This is a genomic window from Sphingomonas corticis (assembly GCF_012035195.1).
GTDB lineage: Bacteria > Pseudomonadota > Alphaproteobacteria > Sphingomonadales > Sphingomonadaceae > Sphingomonas > Sphingomonas corticis.
Window position 1 is genome coordinate 321,215 of the sequence record NZ_JAAVJH010000002.1, and the last position, 20,310, is coordinate 341,524.

Genomic DNA, 20,310 nt, shown 5'->3' on the forward strand with positions numbered 1-20,310 from the left:
CGCGATGGACGCTCAAGCACCCGTGATCCTGCCGTTCGGCGATGCGGCCCTGACGCGCGCGGCGGCGGCGATCCGCGACGGCGGCGTCGTCGCGGTGCCGACGGAGACGGTGTACGGCCTTGCCGCCGACGCGCGCTGCGCCGACGCGGTGGCGCGGGTCTACGCGGCCAAGGGGAGGCCGTCGTTCAACCCGCTGATTGTCCACGTTTCCGACCTCAAGGCTGCGGCGCGACTGGCGGTGCTGGACGACGATGCGCGGGCGCTGGCGGCGGCGTTCTGGCCGGGACCGCTGACGCTGGTGCTGCCGCTGCGCGACGGAGCGGGGCTGGCGGGGGCGGTGACGGCGGGCCTGCCGACGGTGGCGATCCGTGTGCCCGCGCACCGGGCGATGCGCGCGCTGATCGCCGCCAGCGCGGCGCCGATCGCGGCGCCGTCCGCCAACGCCAGCAACGCGATCAGCCCCACCCGCGCCGCCCATGTCGCGGCGAGCCTGGGCGCGGCGGTGCCGCTGATCCTCGATGACGGGGCGTGCCCGGCCGGGGTGGAATCGACCATCGTCGCCGGCCGCACGATCCTGCGGCCCGGGCCGGTCACGCGGGAGATGCTGGCTGCGGTGCTGCCGGTGGCGCCGGGGCGGACCGCGCACGTCAGCGCCCCGGGGCAGCTGGCGCACCATTACGCGCCCCGAAAGCCGCTGCGGCTCGACGCGGTCGCGCGGCAGGGCGACGAGTGGCTGATCGGTTACGGTGCGGTTGCGGGCGACGACACGCTGTCCGCCGCAGGCGACCCGGTGGAGGCGGCGGCGCGGCTGTTCGACGCGCTACACCGCGCCGACGCGAGCGGGCGCGCGGGTATCGCCGTGGCGCCGATACCGGAGGCGGGCATGGGCGCGGCGATCAACGACCGGCTGCGGCGCGCGGCGAGGCGGTAGCCGCGCTGGCTCGGCACGAACGGGCGTAACCGTGCAGTCACACCCGCTCCGCCGCGTTCACGACGCCGGTGGCGCGCAGCGCGGCGAGGAGGCGCATCAGCTGGTGCGCGTCGTGCACCTCCACGTCGATGATGTTGGTGTGGAATTGCGTGTCGCGCGTGTCCAGGCGCAGGTTGATGATGTTCGCCTTGTGCTGGCCGATGATCGTGGCCAGCGCGCCGAGCGCGCCGGGCTCGTTCTTCACCTCCACGGAGATGCGCGCCGTGGCGCCCTCGGTCTTGTCGCCCCACTGGACGTCGATCCAGTCGGTCTCCTCGTCCGATCGCTCGGCCAGGTCCGTCAGCGTGGCGCAGTCGATCGCATGGACTTCGATCGAGGCGTCGGGCCGGCGCAGCCCGACGATGCGGTCGCCGGGCACGGGGTGGCAGCAGGTACCAAGTTCGTAGGCGACGCCGGCGGTCAGCCCCTTGATCGAGATGGCGGAGCTCTGCGGCGGATGCGCGACGTCGGCGCCCGCGGAGCCGGGCATGAGTGCCTCCATCACCTGTCCGTCGGTCAGCGTGCGGCGAGCGATCGCCTGCATCAGCGCGGCTTCGTCGGGCAGCTTCAGCCGCTTCAACGCCGCGTCCAGTGCGCCCGGCGCCAGCACCGCGGGCAGGCGCGCCACGATGTCGTCGTACAGCTTGCGCCCCAGCGTCACCTGCTCGTCGCGCTCGACGTGGCGCAGGTGGCGACGGATCGCGGCCAGCGCCTTTCCGGTGATCGCGAAGTTCAGCCAATTGGCCTGCGGCACCTGCGCGTTCGATCGCAGCACCTGCACCTGGTCGCCGTTCTCCAGCACGGTGCGCAGCGGCACGACGCGGCCGTTCACCTTGGCGCCCACCGCCTGGTCGCCCAGGTCGGTGTGCACGGCGTAGGCGAAGTCGATCGGCGTCGCGCCCTTGGGCAGCTGGATCAGCTCGCCCTTGGGCGTGAAGGCGAAGATGCGGTCCTGGTACATCGCCATGCGCGTGTGCTCGAGCAGCTCCTCGGGCGTGGCGGCGGTCTCCAGGATCTCGACCAGATCGGCGATCCAGCTCGGCTTGTTGTCGGGCGCGACCGGCGGCTTGTGGTCGCCCGCCTGCTTGTAGGCCCAGTGCGCGGCGAGGCCGTATTCGGCCTGGGCGTGCATTTCGGGCGTGCGGATCTGTATCTCGATCCGGCGATTCTCGGCGTGGATCACGCTGGTGTGCAGCGAGCGATAGCCGTTGCGCTTGGGCGTGGAGATGTAATCCTTGAACCGTCCCGGCACCATCGGCCAGCGCCGGTGGATCAGACCCAGCGCGCGGTAGCAATCCTCCTCCGTCGGCACGATCGCGCGGAACGCCATGATGTCGGACAGCTGCTCGAAACTGATGTGGCGCTCCTGCATCTTGCGCCAGATCGAGAAGGGATGCTTCTCGCGCCCCGACACCTCGGCCTCGATGCCCTGGCGACCGAGCAGCAGCTTCAGGCCCGACGCGATCTTCGCGATCCGGTCTCCGCCGCCCTCCTGCAATTGCGCCAGACGGCGGGTGATCGATTCGTACGCCTCGGGTTCGAGCTGCTGGAAGGCGAGCGTCTGCATCTCCTTCATGAACTCGTACATGCCGATCCGCTCCGCCAGCGGAGCGTAGATGTCCATCGTCTCCTTCGCGATTCGCCGCCGCTTTTCCGGCTTCGGAATGTGGTGGAGCGTGCGCATGTTGTGGAGGCGATCGGCCAGCTTGACGAGCAGGACGCGGATGTCGCCGGACATGGCGAGCAGGAACTTGCGCAGGTTCTCCGCCGCGCGCTCGTTCTCCGTCTGCGCCTCGATCTTGCTGAGCTTGGTCACGCCGTCGACCAGCCGGGCGACGTTGCCGCCGAAGATGCGCTCGATCTCGTCGGAGGTGGCGACCGTGTCCTCCACCGTGTCGTGCAGGATCGCGGTGGCGATGGTCTCGTCGTCCAGCCGCAGTTCGGTCAGGATGCCGGCGACCTCGATCGGGTGGCTGAAATAGGGGTCGCCACTGGCGCGCTTCTGCGTGCCGTGCGCGTTGACGGAGAAGACGTAGGCGCGGTTCAGCATCGCCTCGTCCGCGTCGGGATCGTAGGCGAGGACGCGGTCGACCAACTGATATTGTCTCAGCACGGGATCAGCATGGCGTGTCGCAGCGCCGCATTGCAACGAAAATGGGCCGAGATCGGGAGTCGCGCACGCAAAAGTCCCCCGCCGCGGGAGTTGCGGCGGGGGACCGGAGCACGCGCGGCGTCGCCGCCACGCGAGAAGGGATCAGTTCTTCGCGACCGCAGTGGCGACGATGCCGGCCTTGCCGTTGCACTTGTCGAGCGCGGCGGCGTCATAGGGCTTGCCGCCGACGCTGAAGGCGGAGAGTCCGCCGACATCGCGGGCGACGAGCTGGCACAGCAGCTGGTCGCGCTCCGGCGCGCGGGCGGCGACGAACGAACCGTTGGCGAGGCGCCACGGCGTCGCGCGGGTCATCAGCCGCTCCTTGGCCGGGGCGGCGGCGGGGGTGGCGACGTAATAGGCACCGGTCTGCGCCTGCACGCCGGCAGCGGCGAGCAGCGCGGCGGAGGTGACGACGGCGGAGAAGACGGCACGAAGCATCACAAGAACCTCCCGGGAAAAGAGTTGCTGATCGCTACCTAGATGCTGCGCATGCGAGTTGCAAGCGGAAACTCGCACTTGCGAGTATCTTTTTGCAACCTATTATCGCGCTTGTGCCGCCACCCCGGGGCGGTAGGCTGCCGGTCTGCGATAGGAGACGCCCTTGGGCGAGGTGCGCGAGAACCTGAAGGAGTGCAGCCTGCCCGCGGCGCTGGAGTCGATGGGTGAGCGCTGGGCGTTCCTGATCCTGCGCGCCGCGTTCAACGGCTTCCATCACTTCGAGGAGTTCCAGCAGGAGCTGGGCATCGCGCGCAATATCCTGGCCAATCGCCTGGCGCGCTTCGTCGAGCACGGCATCATGGAGCGGGCGTCCGTGCCGGAGGATCGGCGCAAGATCGTCTACAATCTGACGGAAAAGGGCTTCGCGCTGCTGCCGACGATGGTCGCGCTGCGGCAATGGGGCGAGCGGTGGGAGACGGGCCAGCCCGCCTTCCCGATCCTGGTCGACGAGCGCGACCGTCGCCCGATCCGCCAGGTCGCGGTCGTCAGCCACGACGGCCGTACGCTGGGCAAGGGCGACCTCCACTGGGCGCTGCCAGGCGACGTCGATGCCGACGACAAGGCGCCCGCCGCGGGGCTGGCGCAGGCCGCCGAGTAGCAGCCGCCGCTTGTCGCGCGGGCGGGAACCCGCCGGGCCGCGTCCTGTTGCAGCGCGATGTCCTCGTCCGTTCCCGGTCTCTCCGTGCCGTTCTCCACCGCCGCGCATCACCTGATGGTCTTCGCCGCGGCGATCGTCGTCGCGCTGGTGCTCCACGTCGCGCTGGTCCGCGTCGGCCGCCATGCCGCGCGGCGCAGCGCCAGTCCCGCCGACGACGCGGTCGTCTCGCGCATGGCGCCGCCGCTGCGCTGGGTGCTGGTGGCGGTGGCGATCGCCTGGGCCGGGCGGTTCGTGGCGGTGGAGGCGGAACCGCCGGGCTGGTTCCGCCAGATCGCGGGCCTCGTCATCCCCGCGCTGATCGGATGGATGGCGCTGGCCGGATGGCGCGCGCTGGTCGATGTGGTGACGATCCGCGCCGACATCAGCGTGGAGGACAACCTGCGCGCCCGCCGCCGGCGCACCCGCGCGGGCATCCTCGGCCGGATCGGCAGCCTCTTCATCGTCTTCGTCACCGCCTGCCTGATGCTGCTGAGCGTGCCGGGCATCCGCGCGCTGGGCGTCACGCTGATGGCGTCGGCCGGCATCGTCGGCCTGGTCGTCGGCGCCGCGGCGCAGCCCGCGCTGAAGAACCTGATCGCCGGGATCCAGATGGCCTTCACCGAGCCGATCCGGCTGGACGACGTCGTCATCGTCGAGGGCGAGTGGGGGCGCATCGAGGAGATCCGGCTGACCTTCGTGGTGATCCGGCTGTGGGACGAGCGGCGGCTGGTCGTGCCGGTATCCAGGTTCCTCGAGCAGAGCTTCCAGAACTGGACGCGCGAGACCAGCCGGCTGATGGGCAGCGTGTTCTGGCACCTCGACCCCGCCACCGATATCGAGCGGATGCGCGAGACGCTGGAGCTGCTCGTCCGCGCCAACCCGCGCTGGGACGGCCGCTTCTTCAACCTGCAGGTCACCGACATGAAGGCGGACGCGATCGAGGTGCGGGCGCTGATGACCGCCAAGGACGCCAGCCTCGCCTTCGACCTGCGCGCCGACGTGCGCGAGCAGATGCTGGCGTGGCTGCGCGTGGAGATGCCCGAGGCGCTGCCGAAGCGGCGACTGGTGGTGGAAGCTGAATGATGCCGCCGCCCCTGTGCGGGCGGGGGCCGGTCACTGTCGCCCGTCGCCGAGCGATCGTCACCGCGCGCGGCCTATCGGCGTCGGACGTCTTCCCGCGGGTCACGCCACCGCAGCGACGTCCGCGTCCTCCAGCGCGTCGAGGAAGAGGTCGCACCACCAGTGCACGTCCTCCCGCCGGACGCAGTCGATCAGCGATTCCCAGCGGCGGATGCGTTCCTCACGCGGCATCGTCAGCGCGCGCAGGATCGCCTCCGACATCTCGTCGGCGCTGTACGGGTTCACCAGCACCGCGTCGGTCATCTGCGCCGCCGCGCCGGCGAAGCGGGAGAGGATGAGGACGCCGGGATCGCGCGGGTCCTGCGCGGCGACGAACTCCTTGGCGACCAGGTTCATGCCGTCGCGCAGCGGCGTCACCAGCCCCACGCGCGCCGCGCGGTAGACGCCGGCCAGCTCGGGCCGCGGATATCCCTTGTTGACGTAGCGCAGCGGCGTCCAGTCGATGTCGGCATATTCGCCGTTGATCCGGCCGGACAGCCCATCCAGCGCGGCGCGGATCTCCTGATAGGTGTCCACCTTCTCGCGGCTCGGCGGCGCGATCTGCAGCATGTAGACGAGACCGCGGCGGTCGGGATGCTGCGCCAGGAAGCGCTCGTAACCGGCGAACCGCTCCGGCAGGCCCTTCGAATAGTCCAGCCGGTCCACGCCGACGATCAGGCTGCGCCCGGTGGCCGACATGTACATGCGGTCGCGCGCGAAGGCGGCCGCCTGCGTCTGCGCCGCGGCCTCGAACTCCGCGGTCTCGATGCCGATCGGCGCGGGAATGGCGCGGATGGTGCGGTCGCCCACCGTCACCAGCCCGTCCTCGCCCACCGTGCCGTCCAGCTGCGTCGTCACGTAGTGGCGGAAGTTCTCCAGCCAGTCCGCGGTCTGGAACCCGACCACGTCGTAGGCGAACAGCGCCTCCACCAGCCGCCGGTGGCTGGGCAGCGAGACCAGCAGGTCGGTAGGCGGCCACGGGATGTGCAGGAAGAAGCCCAGGCGGTTCGCGACCCCGCGCCGTCGCAGCTCCCCACCGAGCGGAACGAGGTGGTAGTCGTGCACCCAGACGAGGTCCTCCTCCTCGATCAGGGGGGCGACCGTGTCGGCGAAGCGGTGGTTGACGCGCGCGTAGCCGCCCTCGAAGTCGCGCTCGAACTCGGTCAGATCGACGCGATAGTGGAACAGCGGCCACAGGGTGCGATTGGCAAAGCCGTTGTAATATTCGTCGATGTCCTGCGGCTCGAGGTCGATCACCGCGGTCGTGGTCGGCCCCTCGTGCTCGTAGGCGATCTCGCCGGTGAATTCGGGCACGGTGCTGCCGCTCCAGCCGAACCACACCCCGCCGCGCTCCTTCAGCGCGGCGAGCAGCGCGACGGCGAGGCCGCCCTGGTTGCCGCCGGGACCCTGGTTCAGCTGCTGCACCCGGTTGGAGATGACGACGAGCCGCTTCATCGCACCGCCGTCCACGGGCGGCTGAGCATGACCGCGCAGTTGATGAGGCCGACCAGCGAATAGGTCTGCGGGTAATTGCCCCACAGCTCGCCGGTCGCCGGGTCGATATCCTCGGACAGCAGCCCCGCGGGCGTGCGCCGCGCCACCATCTCCTCGAACAGCACGCGCGCGTCCTCCGCCCGACCGGTGGCGTGCAGCGCCTCGATCAACCAGAAGGTGCAGACGTTGAAGGCGGTGTGCGGCAGGCCGAAATCGTCTTCGGTCGCGTAGCGCAGCATGTGGCTGCCGCGCCGCAGCCCCTCCTCCACCGCGTAGAGCGTGGAGCGGAAGCGGCGGTCTTCCGGCGCGAGGAAGCGCAGGTCGAGCAACTGGATGATGCTCGCGTCCAGATCGTCGCCGCCGAACGTCGCGGACATCCGCTGCGTTTCCGGCCGCCACGCCGCGCCCTCGATCGCGCGGCGCATGGTGGCGGCGCGATCGTTCCAGAACGCCTCGCGCTCGGCGAGGCCCAGCGCCCTGGCGGCATTGCCCAGCCGGTCGCACGCCGCCCAGCACATGGCGGCGGAATAGGTGTGGACGTGCGCCTTCGTGCGCAGTTCCCACAGCCCGGCGTCGGGCTTGTCGTAGGACGCCCAGGCGCGCTCGCCGACCCGCTCCAGCGCGTGAAAATCCTCCACGGTTGCCATGCGCAGCAGGCGGTGGTCGAAGAAGGCCTGCACGTTGGAGAGGACGATCTGGCCGTAGGCATCATGCTGGACCTGTTCATAGGCCTGGTTGCCGACGCGCACCGGGCCCATGCCGCGATAGCCGGGCAGATCGGTCGCGGCGCGCTCCACCAGCGTGGCCTCGCGGCCGACACCGTAAAGCGGCTGGATATGGCCGCCCTTCGCCGCGTCGACGATGTTGCGCAGATAGCCGAGGTAGCCCTCCAGTACGTCCAGCGCGCCGAGCCGGTTGAGCGCCTGCACCGTATAATAGGCGTCCCTGATCCAGCAGTAGCGATAGTCCCAGTTGCGACCTGAATCCGCGTGTTCGGGCAGCGACGTGGTCAGTGCCGCGACGATGGCACCGGTCGGTTCGTGCTGGCACAATTTCAGCGTGATCGCGGCGCGGATCACGACGTCCTGCCATTCCAGCGGGATGTTGAGCCCGCGCACCCACAGCCGCCACTCCTCCGCCGTCCGCTCCAGCATCTGCGACACGGTATCCTGCAGCCGTCCGGCGAAGCTCTCGTCGGGACCTAGGAAGAAGTGGAGCGGGCGCTCGATGCGGAAATGGTCCTCCAGCCGCAGATGGTCGATCGGCGCGTCGGTGGTGAGCCGCAGCGTCTGCTCGCTCATCAGGAAGCGGATGTGGTTCGATCCCTGCGTGATGCTGGTGGGACGGCCCCAGTCGGTCGCGATCCGCGTGACGACGCGGATGCGCGGGCTGCCCGCGACGGGGCGGACGATTCGGACGAAGGCGGTGGGGCGGTAGGCGCGGCCGTCGCGCATGAAGCGCGGGCAGAAATCGGTGATCTCCACCGCATTGCCGTCCGCGTCCTGGTGGCGCGTCACCAGGATCGGCGTGTTGCGAAGATAGTGCTGCGTCGTGGACACCGCGCCGTCGAGCTCGATCGACCAGAAGCCGGTCTCGGCCTCCTCGCGGTCGAGCAATGCGCTGAACGCGGGATCGCCGTCGACGCGCGGCACGCATCCCCACACGAACCGCCCGGTCGCGTCGACCAGCGCGGAGACCTGGCAATTGCCGATCGGCCACAGGTCCATGCCGCTCATGCCGCACCGACCGTCGCGGCGTCGATCCAGCGGCGCACCGCGGCGGGATCGTCGAGGCGATAGCGCGCCGCGCTCGCGCGCGCGGGGCCGACCAGCACCCCCGCGCCGCCCGCGCGGGTGGCGGCGACGAAGCCGTCCTCGTCGGTCACGTCGTCGCCGAAGAACAGCGGACGCGTGCCCACCATCGCCTCTTCGCGCAGCAGTGCGCAGAGGGCGTCGCCCTTGTCGCCCGGCGCGCGCAGTTCCACCATCATCTTGCCGCGCTGGAGCACCAGGCCGTGGCGGTCGGCCAGGACCGCGGCGGCGGACGCGGCGATCGCCTCGCGCCCGGGCGCGTGGCGATAGTGCAGCGCGGTTCCCATCGATTTCTCTTCCAGCAGCAGTCCGTGCGCCTCGGCGACGTCACGCAGCGCGCGCGTCGCGGCGGCGAGGGCGGGAGGAGCGCTCCGCTGGCGCGCGTCCTGTCCGGCGAGGCGGATCTCCGCGCCGTGGCTGCCCGCGACGGCGACGCGACGGGCGAAGCGACCGAGCAGATGGTCGAGCTGGTCCAGCGACCGACCGCTCAGCACCGCCACCCGCCCCGGCGCGGCGGCGACCAGGCGGTCCAGCGCGGCCAGAAGGTCGGGCGACACGACCACCCCGTCGGGTGTGGCGGCGATGTCGATCAGCGTGCCGTCCAGGTCGAAGAAGACGCTGGTGCCGTCCAGCAGCGTGGGGGGCGCCCCCGCGGGGACGGCGTCGGCGTCGGGCAGCCGGTGCGAAGCGAGCATGACAGGGTTAACCGCCGCCACGCGTCCCCGTTCCCTCCTTTTTGTGCACCTGCGAAACGATGTTGCCCCGACGGGCCCGTCGTCAGACCCGCGCGAGGGCGTCGGCGCGCGTGCGGCCGATCAGCGCGGCGCGATCCCTCGCCGCGGTGCTCATGAGCATCTGCGACAGGAATTGCTGGAGGATCGGGAACGACGGCTCGCCGCCCCGCCGCAGCATGGAGGCGCGGACGAGCACGCCATCGCCGACATAGCCCGCCATCGCCGCGCGCAACCGTACCCAGCGCTGATCGCCGCCCGTCTGCGGCAGGTCGTCGCCCAGCCGCGTCCAATAGGCGACGTCCTCCATCCGCCCGCCGGCCTGTGCCGACAGCAGGACCGCCGGCACGGTGACGCCGGGCGCCACCGGCAGCGAGACGAGCCGGCGCTCCTTGATGGTGAAGCCGACCGCCGGGTAGCACACCTCCGGCCGGTGGAGCTGGAGCACGTCGCTCTGCGCCGCGCCATAGGCGGCCAGCAGCATGACCTCCTCGCTCCCGTCGCCGTCGGCATGGCGATAGGTGCGCGCCACGCGATCGCTGTAGAGGCGCGAGGCGAGGCTGCCCGGCGTCTCCGGCATGACGATGTCGCCGCCCTCACCGATCGACCAGCCCGCGAACGCCCCGGGAATGACCCGGGCCATCGTCTCGCCGTCACGCAGCAGCTTCAGCGCGCGGCGCGGGCGCAGATACTCCGCCGCGCCAAGCGCCGCGGCGCAGCCCGCACCCACCAGCAGGTCGCGTCGCGCGATCATGCCGCCGCGTGTCCGCGTCCGCCACGGCGCAGGACCGCCTGGAACGCCATGTCGGTGAGGAACATCAGCGCGATCGCCAGCGTGAAGAGGACCAGCCCCGTGGTGACGTGGAGGAAGCCCTGCGCCGCGGCATTGCCGAAATAATAGGTGATGAGGATCAGCGCGAGGACGCGAAGGATGTTCACGAACACCGCGATCGGCACGATCAGCGCCACCATCAGCGCGGCGTAGCGCCAGGATGCGCGATGCATCAGGTAAATGTAGAACAGGCTGATCGCGGTGAGGCCGATCAGCGAGTTCATGCCCGCGCACGCGTCCTCCACCAGCAGCTGGTATTGCGCCACCGTCAGCGTCACGCCCTCGCGCGAGATCGGATAGCCGAGCGGCGCGAGGATGTGCACCGCGGCGAAGGAGACGAAGGTCTGCAACGGCGCGGTGATGCGGTCGATCACCCAGCCTGGCGGCGGGACGACGAAGCCGAGGTAGAAGAGCGGGAAGAGGTTGCGCTTCCACTCCGCCCAGCCGGACAGCAGGTACAGCGCCACGGCGAACACGACGTAGAGGCCGAGCGCCTCCAGGCTGATGAAGTCATAGGCGCGCCCGAAGACGTAGAGCGCGAACGCGAACAGCAGCGGCGGGACCCACAGCAGCCGCCCGGCCCCGGGCGACCCGTCGAGGCGCAGCTTGTTGTAGCTGAACAGCCACAGCCCGGTGGCGAGCACGATCGGGCCGTGCGCCCCCACCTCGGTCGACCAGGTCTGCTTGCCGATGCTAACGAGGGTCGGCACCGCCAGCAGCAGCAGCCCCGCGAACAGCGGCCAGTGCCGCAGCAGGAGGCCGCGCGGGCTGCGCGGGTCGGCGGTGCGCCATCCGCGCGACAGCCCGCCGGACGCCCCCTGCGACGGCAGCGTGTCAGATGTCATTGAGATAGGTGCCCACCACGCGGACGCGATCCGACGTCAGTTCGTCGATCAGCGTGCGCACGTCGCGAACATAGCTCTTGTCGCGCCGCGCGACGACCATGGCGTAGCGCATGACGGAGGCGATGCGGCGCGCGTCGGCGTAGCTGTTTGCCGGGGGCGTATCGATCAGCGTCAGGTCGTAATCGCGCACGCAGGCGTCGACCAGCGCCTTGAACCCGGCCGCGCCCAGCAGCTCCTGCGCCTCCGGCGCGGCCTGGCCGGCGAACAGCAGCGACAAGCCGGGCACCACGTCCTCGTGGATCGCTTCGCGCACCGCCAGGTCGTCGCGCGACAGGCAGTCGTACAGGCCCGGCGCACCCGCGCTCGGGCGAAAGTAATTCTCCAGTCCCGGACCGCGCATGTTGCCGTCGATCAGCAGCGTCTTGACCCCGGTCTGCGCCAGGCCGACCGCCAGGTTGGCGGCGATGTAGGAACAGCCCGCCCCCACCGCCGGCGCGCAGACCGCGAGCGAGCGGCGCCCGTCGCGCAGGTGCTGCGCGATCAGGTGGGTGCGCAGCACGCGGACCGATTCGGCGCGCGCGCCGGTCGGTTCCGACAGCAGGTGGACGTCGGCGGACACCTGGAACGTCGTCGCGCGCTGAACCGGTGCCCCCTCCCTTGCGGCGACGGGCGGCACCGCAGTGGCGGTGGTGGTGGCCATGGCTCAATATCCCCCTTGAACGGCCGGGCGCCGGAACGGCATCAGCCGGTCAAGCAGCGAGCTGCGCCGCACCGGCTTCGCCTTCGTCATCACGCCCAGCACGGGCACCTCGCGGAAGGTGAGGTCCTCCGCGCTGCGCACGCGGCGCCCGAGCAGCTCGACCACCAGTGAGGCGAGCAGCCCGAGCGCGAAGCCGAGACCCAGCGAGCCGAAGATCACCAGCGGCCAGTTGGGGAAGATCGGCGAGGTCGGCACGACGGCGCTGCCCAGCATCTCCAGCCCGGTCTCGTTCGATTCGCCCTGCTGCTGCAGCTCGGCGGCGCGGGCCGCGGTCTTCGCATATTGGTCGCGCAGGACGCGCACGTCGGTGCTCAGCTGCTGCGCCTCGGCCACCTTGCCGCGCTGCGCCAGCACCTTCTGCTGCTGCGCCGAATAGAGGCTGGCGACCGAGGGCCCAGCGGCCGCGGCGACCGGGGAGACCGCGCGCTGCGCCGCGGCGACCGTGGACGCGATCGCGTCGCGCTGGCGCTTCATCGCCAGCAGCTCGGGATTGTTCGGGCCCAGCACCTTCTCCGCATTGGCGATCGCGGCATTGGCCGATTCCAGCTGCGGCGAGGCTACCGCCTGCGCCGCGGCGATCTGTGCCGCGGCCTGCGGGGGGGCGGCCCCGGCCAGGGCGGTCAGCCGCGCCGAATCGACGTCGGTGTCGTTGTCCGCCAGCACGATGCCGTTGGCGCGCTCGAACGCGGTCTTGCGCTGCTCCGCCGCGGTCAGCTCGGCACGGATGCGCGTGGCCTGCTTGCGGAACCAGTCGGCGTTGTTGGCGGCGTCGTCGCGGCGGAAGGTGAGCGCCTGGTCGACATAGGCCTGGCGCACCGTGTCGGCGATGCGCGCCGCCTGCTCGGGCGAATTGGAGGTGAACTGGATCTCGAGGATGTTGCTGGTGTCGACCAGCTTCGTGTCCGTGTTGTCCATCACCTGCTGCGCCAGCCAGCGGCGCACGTCGCTCTGGTCGGACGGGTCGCGCCGCTGGTACGCGGCGACCAGCTGCGGGTTCTCCGCCCAGCCCAGCTCGTCCACCACCTTGCCCGCGATGCGATAGTCGCGGATCAGCTCGCCCTGCGTCTTCACGTAGGCGCGCGCGAAGCCCGACGAGATCGCCTCCCCGGTGACAGGATCGGGCTTGAACATGTTGAGCATCACGCGCGAGCTGGCCTGGTAGCGCGCCGGAAAGCTGCGCGCGACCAGCATCGCCGCCACGAAGCAGACGAAGGTGGTCGCCAGGATGATCCAGCGGCGTGCCCACAGGATGCGAAAGAATTGTGCGATGCTCATGAGATCATCCCGTCCGTCTGCCCGTCCGCCCGATACCGTCGCGGCTTAGAAGAAGCGCTCGCCCACCTTGATCGAATCGCCGCCCTTGATCGGCTCGTCCAGGCCGATCTTCACTTCCCTGCCGTCGCGGAAGACCTTCACCTTCTTGTCCGAACCGCGATCGGTCAGCCCGCCCGCGCGCGCGAGCGCCTTGCGCACGGTGAGGCCGCGGTCGACCTTGTACGCGCCCTGGCCGGTCACCGCGCCGCTGATGTAGAAGATCGGCGCCTCGGGCAGGAACAGCTTGTCGCCGGGCGTGACATAGGGGTCCTGGTCGGGCCCGCCGCTGGCGATCGCCGCGATCGGCAGCGAGATCGACTGACCGTCGGCGCGGCGCAGCTCGATCGCGTCCGCCGCGGTCGGCTGCGCCCCGCCGACGCGGGCCAGGATCTCCGATATGCGATAGGCGCGGTCGACCGGCACCAGCCCGGGCTGTCCCACCTGGCCCAGCACCGTGACGTAGCGGCTGGTGTAGGTCGCTACCGTCACGGCCACGACCGGATCGGTGTAATAGCCCCCCGCCTGGAGCCGGCGACGGATATCGTCGCGCAGCTGCAGCACGGTTTTGTCCGCCGCCGGCACCGATTTCAGGTACGGCAGCTGGATCGTGCCGTCGACCTGCACCTGCACGCGCGCCGCGAACTCCGCGCGGCCGAGCACCGATACCTCCACGACATCGCCGTTGCCCAGCACGTAGCCGTCGGACAGCGAGGTCGTGGGCGCGGGCGTGCCCGTGGCGGGCGCCGTGGCCGGGGCAGGGGAGGGCGTGGTCTGGGCCAGCGGCTGCTGTGCGGCGGCGGCGGTGGCGAGGAGCATCGCGGCGAGGCCGGCGGTGCAGGGGATGGCGCGAAGGCCGACGCGAACCATGGTGTCGATGGTCTCCATCAAATCCGATAGGTGGTGCGAATACCGACGTAGACGCTGCTATAGTCGAAGAACGTGCCGTTGCCGTCGCGGTCCTGGTAGCCGACGTCGATCGCGGCGCCGAGCGGACGACCTTGGTTGAATGACCAGCTGGCGCTGACAAAGCGCTGAACGGAATCGGTTAATGGCAGGCCGAAGAAGCGGCCCGCACCGACGAAACGGCGGTCGTTGATCGAGCCGCGGATCGTCAGCGCCTGCTCGCGCACGAATTGGTAGGTGGCGTCGAGCGAGTAGGTGTTGCCCACCTGGTACAGCGCGTCGGTGCCCAGCGAGGGCGACACGTCGCGCGCGAAGGCGCCGGTGATCTGCAGGTCGGGCCTGGGCACCGCGGTGAGCGCCACGTTCCAGCCCACCGTGCTCAGCGAGGGATCGCTTCCCGCGATATCGGGCTTCAGGCTGATCCAGGAGATGCCGGCGGACCCGGTCAGCACGGATCCCAGCTCGCGCCGGGCGGTCAGCTCGATCCGGTCGCTGCTGAAACCGGTCTGCGAGAAGGTCGCGGGGCGATCGGGATACTCGCTGTCGGTGCGCAGATATTGCGCGGTGAACGAGCCGAGCGCCGGCCCGTCGTAGGACACGCCGCCGCCGTAGCGGGTGGAGCGATAGTTCGAGATCCGGCGCAGCTCGTTGGAATTGTTGCCCTGCGAGTAGCCGAAGCTGGCCATCGGCTTCAGCCCGTAGGGGGAGCTGCCGAGCCGCACCGATCCGCTGTAATCCTGGACCGTGGACCTGTTGCGCAGGCTGTTCGCGCCCGGGATCAGCAGCGGGGCGAGGTCGCCGGGGTCGCTCTGCGAGCGCGACAGCGTGGCGGCGAGATCCACCGTCAGCGGGCCGGCGAGCACGTTCGCGGCGCTGCCCAGCGACAGCCGCTCGCGGTTGAAGCGCTTGTTGCGGCGGTAGAAGTCGTAGCCGGCCGACGCGTTGAGCGACAGCATGTTGCGCCCCAGCGGACGCGAGACGACGACGTTGATGGCGGGCGTGGCGCGCTGGTCGGCACGCGACAGGTTGCGCGCCGACGCGCTCGCCGCGTTCGATCGTGCGACGTTGCTGTCGTGCCGCACGTCCAGCGACAGCGAGATCGCCGTTTCCGGTTCGCGGCGCGCCTGCGCGGCCGCGGTCGTGCCCGTGCCCAACATCGCCAGTCCTGCCAGCGATGCGGCCGCCCGCGTGGACGCCGTGATCCCCATCATTCTTCCCCGGTCCCGAAAAGATGCCCATATCCCATCGGGGTGGACGAAGGAAGCGCCGCGCGCACCACGGCGGTCAGCGGCGCCCCAGGATGATACGCCGGGCGGTACCGACGAGGTTGCGCAACGCCGTGCCGAGCGTGCCCCGCCGCATCGCCGCACCGGTGGCCAGTCCGCGCACGTCCGGCCGTGGCTGGAACAGCAGCGCGCAGGCGGCCAGCCGCGGGATCACCAGCCGCTTCCGATTCGCCTGCGATCCCTGCATCCTGACGATCTCGCCGACCGGCAGCGGCGCGGTGACGATCGCGCCCGCCGCCCGCGCCGCCGCCAGCGCGGCGACGCCCGCCGGCGTGCGCGCCATCACCAGGCTGCGCCCGTCCTGCTCGGCGAAGGAGGGATAGCCGCTCGCGTCCTCGTACCAGGCGTCGGCGACCGCCACGTCGGCGACCCCGCCCACCGCGTCGGGACAGATCTTGCAGCGGAACTGCACTTCCTTCGACAGGTGGCCGCCCCAGCTGTCGGCGTAGCTCATCTCGCCGTGCGTCCCGTCGGCGAGATCCGCGCGCGCGGTGCCGGGCCAGCCGTGCCCGCGATAACGGAAGCGCGCGAGCTGTGCCGGGTCCAGCCCCATGGCGCGCACGATCCGGTCCGCGCCGGCATGGCTGGGCAACCCGCCGCAGAAGAAAGCGATCTTCAGCGGCACCTGCGCGTCGACGCGCGGGTCGGTGAGCGCGAGCTGGCGCAAGGCGGACACGTCGCACGGCTTGCCCACGAAGGCGAAGCGGCGGCCGGAGGCGAGCGCGGCGTCGATCTCCGCCAGCGGCGAGGAAGCGGCGTAGCGCGATCCCGCACCCGCCAGCACCTCCTCGCGCGTCGTCGACCAGTGGAGCACGTTGCGGGTCGGGCGCGCGGGGTCGGCGGCGACGTGGAGGGCGGCATCGACCGCGCCCGATTCGATCGCGCCGATCAGCAGCGCGCTGGCGACGCCGCCCGACGAGCCGACGAAGCGCACCTCCTCGTCCGTCGCATGGCCCGTCTCGCAGGAGTGGAACGGCCCCCAATAGGGATCCACCTGCGGCGCGTCGCTCCACGCGCGGCCGCGGGCGCGCGGGCCGACCCAGGGCGCGACCGTAGCGCCGGGGCACGCCCGGGCGATCGTCCGCTCGGTCGCGGCGTCGAGGGCCGCGGACTGGCGCGGCCGGGTGTAGCCGGGCGCTACCGTCTCCAGCGCGATGCGACCGTGGGAAATCCCCGCGCACAGCCCGCAGCCGCTGCACAGCTCGCCCGCGAGCACGCGGGCCAGCGTGGGCGAGGACGGGCGCGACGCGGACGCGGCGGTCGCGGGCCGATCCGCGACCGCGGGGAGGGGATCAGCCATGCCGGGAGACGTGCGGGACGCGGAACGTTGGGTGGCGGGCGGATCGGCTCAGTTCGCCGCAGCCTTCGGCGCGCCGGCCGCCTTGCCCGCATTCTTCGGCTGGAAGGCGGCGTTGATCTTCACGTCCTTCTGCCCTTCCTTGATGATCGCATCGAACTGCGAGCGGACCTGGCCGACCGTCTGCCGCTGGCTCAGGACCGCCTGCGCGGCGCGCTGCGCCTCCTCGCCGGTCAGTGGCGCGTCCTTGTAGCCGGTGATGCGCGAGATCTGCACGCCGCCCTGCGCGGGTGTGATGAACACCTTGTTCTCGCCCAGTGCCACGACCTTCTTGTAGACCTCGGGCTCCACCTGCAGCGGATCGAGCGCGCCGTTGCCGCGGCGGAACGGCACCTTGTTCGCCTCCAGGAGCGCGACGATGCCGTCCATCGTCTCGATCGGCTCCATCTGCTTCACGACCGCGGCCGAGATCTGCGGCGCCTGGATCTGCTCCAGCAGCGCGACGCGGCGCTGCGCGAACAGCTCGGGATGGTCGCGCACGTAATCGGTGGCCTGCCCCGGCCCGACCTTGGGCGCGGCGCCGACGATGGTGCCCTGCAACATCTGAATCAGCGCCAGCTCGCGCGCCTTCTGCAGCATCATCGCGCCCTGCGGGGTCTTGTCGAGCCCCTTCTCCTCCGCCGCCTCGGCCAGCAGCTTGCGGTTGATGACCGCGCGCAGCGCCGCCGGCTGCTGCGCCGCCGCGTCCTGCGGATCGGTGCCCGCCTCGCCCAGCTCCATCCGCACCTCGGACGCGGTGATCTCCTTGCCATCGACCGTCGCGGCGACCTGCCCCTCGGGCGCACCGCCCCCGTCCTTGTTGCAGGCGACCAGGGCAGTGCAGGCGAGCAGGAGGACGGTGCAACGGTTCATCGCGATTATCCTGAAAGAGAAGGCAGGTCGGCGGCAGTCGCCACTACAGAAGTTTCACGTCTTGCGCGATAGGCACGCATTCTTGAGACAAGATGAACCCCCCGGTGCGGCCCTGCGATGCCGCCACGCGATTGGAGACCCGATGTCGTCGGCGCGCAAGCCCCTAATCTGCCTTGCCGCGTCCGGCGGCGGGCATGTCCGGCAGATCCTCGACCTGAAGCCGGTGTGGCAGGACTATCCGCACTACATCGTGACGGAGGATACCGCGCTCGGCCGCTCCATCGCCGCGGAGGAGGAGGTGCATTTCGTGCCCCACTTCGCGCTGGGCCAGGCGCGGCTGGGCAATCGCGCGGGGATGCTGGCTGCCGCGTGGCGCAGCATCGCGGCATCGTGGCGCATCGTGCGACGGCGCCGGCCGGACCTGTTCATCACCACCGGCGCGGGATCGCAGCTGTTCGTCATGCTGTTCGCGCGGCTGGCGGGAGCGACGGTGGTGCTGATCGATTCCTTCGCGCGCTTCCGCGCCCCGTCCGCGTTCGCGCGGCTCGCCGGGCGGCTGGCGCACGTGCGGATCGCGCAATCGCGGGAGAGCGCGGCGGCGTGGGGCGGGGCGCTCTCCTTCGATCCGTTCCGCGTCAACGACGGGGATCCGCCGGTTAAGGACCCGCTGCTGTTCGCCACCGTCGGCGCGACGCTGCCGTTCGACCGGCTGGTCCAGCTGGTCGAGCACGCCCGCGACGCCGGGCTGATCGCGGAGCAGATCGTCGTCCAGCACGGGGAGGGCGGCCGCCCGGTGCCCGGCGTGCGGTCGGTCGAGGGGCTGCCCTTCGCCGAGGTGCAGGGCCTGCTGCGCCGGGCGAGCATCGTCGTGTGCCACGGCGGGACGGGCTCTCTCATCACCGCGCTGCGCGAATGGTGCCAGGTGATCGCCGTCCCGCGCAGCTTCGCGCGCGGCGAGCATTACGACGACCACCAGGAGGAGATCGTCGACGCCTTCGAGGAGCGCGGGCTGATCCAGCGCGCGGACGACGACGCGCAGTTCGCCGCCGCGCTGGCCGAGGCGCGGCGCCGGCCGCGGCGGTCGGCGACCACCGATCCGGCGGAGCTGATCGCCTATCTGCGCGATCTGGCGGAGGCGACGCCCGCGCGGGGCTGATCGTCAGAAGGCGCGGGGGTGGACGATCACCTTCAGCGTGTTGAAGATGATCGCCACGTCGCGCCACAGCCGCCAGCCGTCGATATATTCGAGATCGGCCTGGAGCCGGTTCTCGAGATCCGACTGCTGGTGCGTCGCCCCGCGGAAGCCGCGAATCTGCGCCAGCCCCGTGATCCCCGGCTTCAGCGTGTGGCGAAGCCAGTATTTCTGCGACACCTGCCAGAACAGTTTGTCCCCGGCCAGGCTGCCGAGCGCGTGGGGACGCGGGCCGACGATGCTCATGTCGCCCTTCAGTACGTTGAACAGCTGGGGCAGCTCGTCGATGCTGGTCATGCGGATCAGGCGCCCGACGCGGGTCACCCGGTCGTCGTCGCGCGACGCGGAGCGGTTGCCGTCGTGGTCGGTCCGCGCCACGTGCATCGAGCGGAACTTGAGGATGCGGAACCGCTTGTTGCCGCGGCCCAACCGCACCTGCGCGAACAGCACGGGACCCGGGCTGTCCAGCTTGATCGCGATCGCCACGATCAACAGCAGCGGGCCGGCAAGCAGCACCGCGGTGCCGGCGATGACCAGGTCCATGATTCGCTTCTTCAGCCGGTTGCCCAGCGACATCGGCCCGCGCGCGACCACCACGGTGTCGGCGCCGTGGAAGCGCGAGATGCCGATCGCGCCCAGCGGATCGCCGCTGTCGAGCTGCACCTCGCTGGTCACGTGATACGCCTTCATCAGCACCGCCCAGTCGTGGCGGCGCTCCTCCGTCGCGGCCACCACCACGCGGTCGTAGGGTTCGATCAGCACGGCCAGGCGCGACAGCATGTCGGGATCGTTGATGTCGGGCGACACGCCCGCCGCGCGGGCGTCGAACACGTGGCGGGCCCCGGGCGCGGGCGGCACGCCGTCGACGATCTGCAACTCGCCCATCAGCCCGCCGCGCACCGGCTGGACGAACAGGACGGAGAAGGTGGTCCGCAGCAACGCGATGAAGAACAATGTGCTGACGATCGCGATGCCGAATGCGACGCGCGACACCAGCGGCCCGGCATATTGGAAAAAGATCAGCAGCGCGATCGCACTGGTGGCGATCATGAACGCGCTCATGGCACGCCGCAGCGATTCCGATCGCCGGAACAGCGCATGGTGCGCGTAGGCGCCGCTGCGCAGTCCCACCAGCACGTGGATCGGCAGGATCAGCCAGCCCAGTTCGATGCCGTTGGGCGCCAGCCATTGCCAGCGACGAAACGAGCCACCCACGGCGAAGCCAGCGCGGATCGCCGCCACGTCGCACAGCATGAGGCCGAAGTAGAGGAGCAGGCGGATGCGCTGCTTGTCCCACGCCACCCGGCGCCCCTCGCGCACCTCGCGCGTGGCGTCGCGGCTCGACGGGGGCAGCGTAGTCGCCATCGTGTCGTCCGGTTCAGCGGGAACCCGACGCATCAGCGGCTCGCTGAGGCGGGACTTGCTGGTGTGGGGTTTGCTGATGAGGGACCGGGGACATGGCGTAGCGTTCTCCGTCGGGACGGCGGCCCGCCAGGGGGACGGGCAGCCGCGATAAGGCGGCGACCTCTCCCTATCGTTCGAGTCTTTCCAAACCCC

At 70.7% G+C, this 20,310-nt stretch carries 18 protein-coding genes; 4 read left to right on the top strand and 14 right to left on the bottom strand.

Annotated features, from left to right (window positions below; genetic code table 11):
- Positions 1–4: 4 nt before the first annotated feature.
- Complete coding sequence (locus HBH26_RS04295) at positions 5–931, top strand: L-threonylcarbamoyladenylate synthase (RefSeq protein WP_168133351.1); 927 nt, start codon at positions 5–7, stop codon at positions 929–931.
- Positions 932–968: 37 nt separating this feature from the next.
- Here the strand turns inward: HBH26_RS04295 and HBH26_RS04300 are convergent, their stop codons facing one another.
- Together HBH26_RS04300 and HBH26_RS04305 are read right to left on the bottom strand one after the other, a co-directional pair.
- Positions 969–3,083, bottom strand: coding sequence for a RelA/SpoT family protein (locus HBH26_RS04300; RefSeq protein ID WP_168133352.1), 2,115 nt, complete (start codon positions 3,081–3,083; stop codon positions 969–971).
- 141 nt (positions 3,084–3,224) lie between these two features.
- Positions 3,225–3,560 carry a CC_3452 family protein gene (locus HBH26_RS04305; RefSeq protein WP_168133353.1) on the bottom strand — a complete coding sequence of 112 codons (336 nt, stop codon included), beginning with the start codon at positions 3,558–3,560 and terminating at the stop codon, positions 3,225–3,227.
- Positions 3,561–3,780: 220 nt separating this feature from the next.
- On the opposite strand from HBH26_RS04305, the gene HBH26_RS04310 reads away from it, so the two are divergent.
- Together HBH26_RS04310 and HBH26_RS04315 are read left to right on the top strand one after the other, a co-directional pair.
- On the top strand, positions 3,781–4,218 hold the full coding sequence (locus HBH26_RS04310) for a winged helix-turn-helix transcriptional regulator (protein WP_168133510.1): 438 nt from the start codon (positions 3,781–3,783) through the stop codon (positions 4,216–4,218).
- 57 nt (positions 4,219–4,275) lie between these two features.
- Positions 4,276–5,340 carry a mechanosensitive ion channel family protein gene (locus HBH26_RS04315; RefSeq protein WP_168133354.1) on the top strand — a complete coding sequence of 355 codons (1,065 nt, stop codon included), beginning with the start codon at positions 4,276–4,278 and terminating at the stop codon, positions 5,338–5,340.
- Positions 5,341–5,439: 99 nt separating this feature from the next.
- On the opposite strand, the gene HBH26_RS04320 is transcribed toward HBH26_RS04315, so the two are convergent.
- From HBH26_RS04320 to HBH26_RS04370, 11 genes are all read right to left on the bottom strand, one after another.
- The gene (locus HBH26_RS04320; protein WP_168133355.1) at positions 5,440–6,831 is read right to left on the bottom strand and encodes an alpha,alpha-trehalose-phosphate synthase (UDP-forming); all 1,392 of its coding nucleotides are present in this window, start codon (positions 6,829–6,831) and stop codon (positions 5,440–5,442) included.
- Positions 6,828–8,606, bottom strand: a complete 1,779-nt coding sequence (locus HBH26_RS04325) for a glycoside hydrolase family 15 protein (protein ID WP_168133356.1) — start codon at positions 8,604–8,606, stop codon at positions 6,828–6,830. The genes HBH26_RS04320 and HBH26_RS04325 overlap by 4 nt, the downstream gene beginning before the upstream one ends.
- A complete protein-coding gene (otsB, locus tag HBH26_RS04330; RefSeq protein WP_168133357.1) occupies positions 8,603–9,376 on the bottom strand; it encodes a trehalose-phosphatase in 774 nt (257 codons plus the stop codon). The genes HBH26_RS04325 and otsB overlap by 4 nt, the downstream gene beginning before the upstream one ends.
- 82 nt (positions 9,377–9,458) lie before the next feature.
- On the bottom strand, positions 9,459–10,166 hold the full coding sequence (gene epsI, locus HBH26_RS04335; protein ID WP_168133358.1) for an exosortase-associated protein EpsI, V-type: 708 nt from the start codon (positions 10,164–10,166) through the stop codon (positions 9,459–9,461).
- Entirely contained in the window at positions 10,163–11,089 is a 927-nt protein-coding gene (xrtV, locus tag HBH26_RS04340; protein WP_168133359.1) for an exosortase V, read from the bottom strand. Before xrtV ends, epsI begins: the two co-directional genes overlap by 4 nt.
- Positions 11,079–11,789: a CpsD/CapB family tyrosine-protein kinase gene (locus HBH26_RS04345; protein ID WP_168133360.1), complete on the bottom strand. Its 711-nt coding sequence runs from the start codon at positions 11,787–11,789 to the stop codon at positions 11,079–11,081. Before HBH26_RS04345 ends, xrtV begins: the two co-directional genes overlap by 11 nt.
- Before the next feature lie 3 nt (positions 11,790–11,792).
- Positions 11,793–13,124 (bottom strand): Wzz/FepE/Etk N-terminal domain-containing protein, encoded by a 1,332-nt coding sequence (locus tag HBH26_RS04350; RefSeq protein WP_168133361.1) that lies wholly within the window; start codon positions 13,122–13,124, stop codon positions 11,793–11,795.
- Positions 13,125–13,169: 45 nt separating this feature from the next.
- On the bottom strand, positions 13,170–14,048 hold the full coding sequence (locus tag HBH26_RS04355; protein WP_239024548.1) for an SLBB domain-containing protein: 879 nt from the start codon (positions 14,046–14,048) through the stop codon (positions 13,170–13,172).
- Positions 14,048–15,277: a porin family protein gene (locus tag HBH26_RS04360; protein WP_168133362.1), complete on the bottom strand. Its 1,230-nt coding sequence runs from the start codon at positions 15,275–15,277 to the stop codon at positions 14,048–14,050. Before HBH26_RS04360 ends, HBH26_RS04355 begins: the two co-directional genes overlap by 1 nt.
- Positions 15,278–15,350: 73 nt before the next feature.
- Positions 15,351–16,652 (bottom strand): Coenzyme F420 hydrogenase/dehydrogenase, beta subunit C-terminal domain, encoded by a 1,302-nt coding sequence (locus tag HBH26_RS04365; RefSeq protein WP_168133363.1) that lies wholly within the window; start codon positions 16,650–16,652, stop codon positions 15,351–15,353.
- 48 nt (positions 16,653–16,700) lie between these two features.
- Positions 16,701–17,561, bottom strand: coding sequence for an EpsD family peptidyl-prolyl cis-trans isomerase (locus HBH26_RS04370; RefSeq protein ID WP_168133364.1), 861 nt, complete (start codon positions 17,559–17,561; stop codon positions 16,701–16,703).
- Positions 17,562–17,703: 142 nt separating this feature from the next.
- Here HBH26_RS04370 and welK point away from each other — a divergent pair, with 142 nt between their 5' ends.
- The gene (gene welK / locus HBH26_RS04375) at positions 17,704–18,717 is read left to right on the top strand and encodes a beta-1,4-glucuronosyltransferase WelK (protein ID WP_168133365.1); all 1,014 of its coding nucleotides are present in this window, start codon (positions 17,704–17,706) and stop codon (positions 18,715–18,717) included.
- Between the two features lie 3 nt (positions 18,718–18,720).
- Here the strand turns inward: welK and HBH26_RS20590 are convergent, their stop codons facing one another.
- Entirely contained in the window at positions 18,721–20,151 is a 1,431-nt protein-coding gene (locus HBH26_RS20590) for a sugar transferase (RefSeq protein ID WP_239024549.1), read from the bottom strand.
- Positions 20,152–20,310 lie beyond the last annotated feature (159 nt).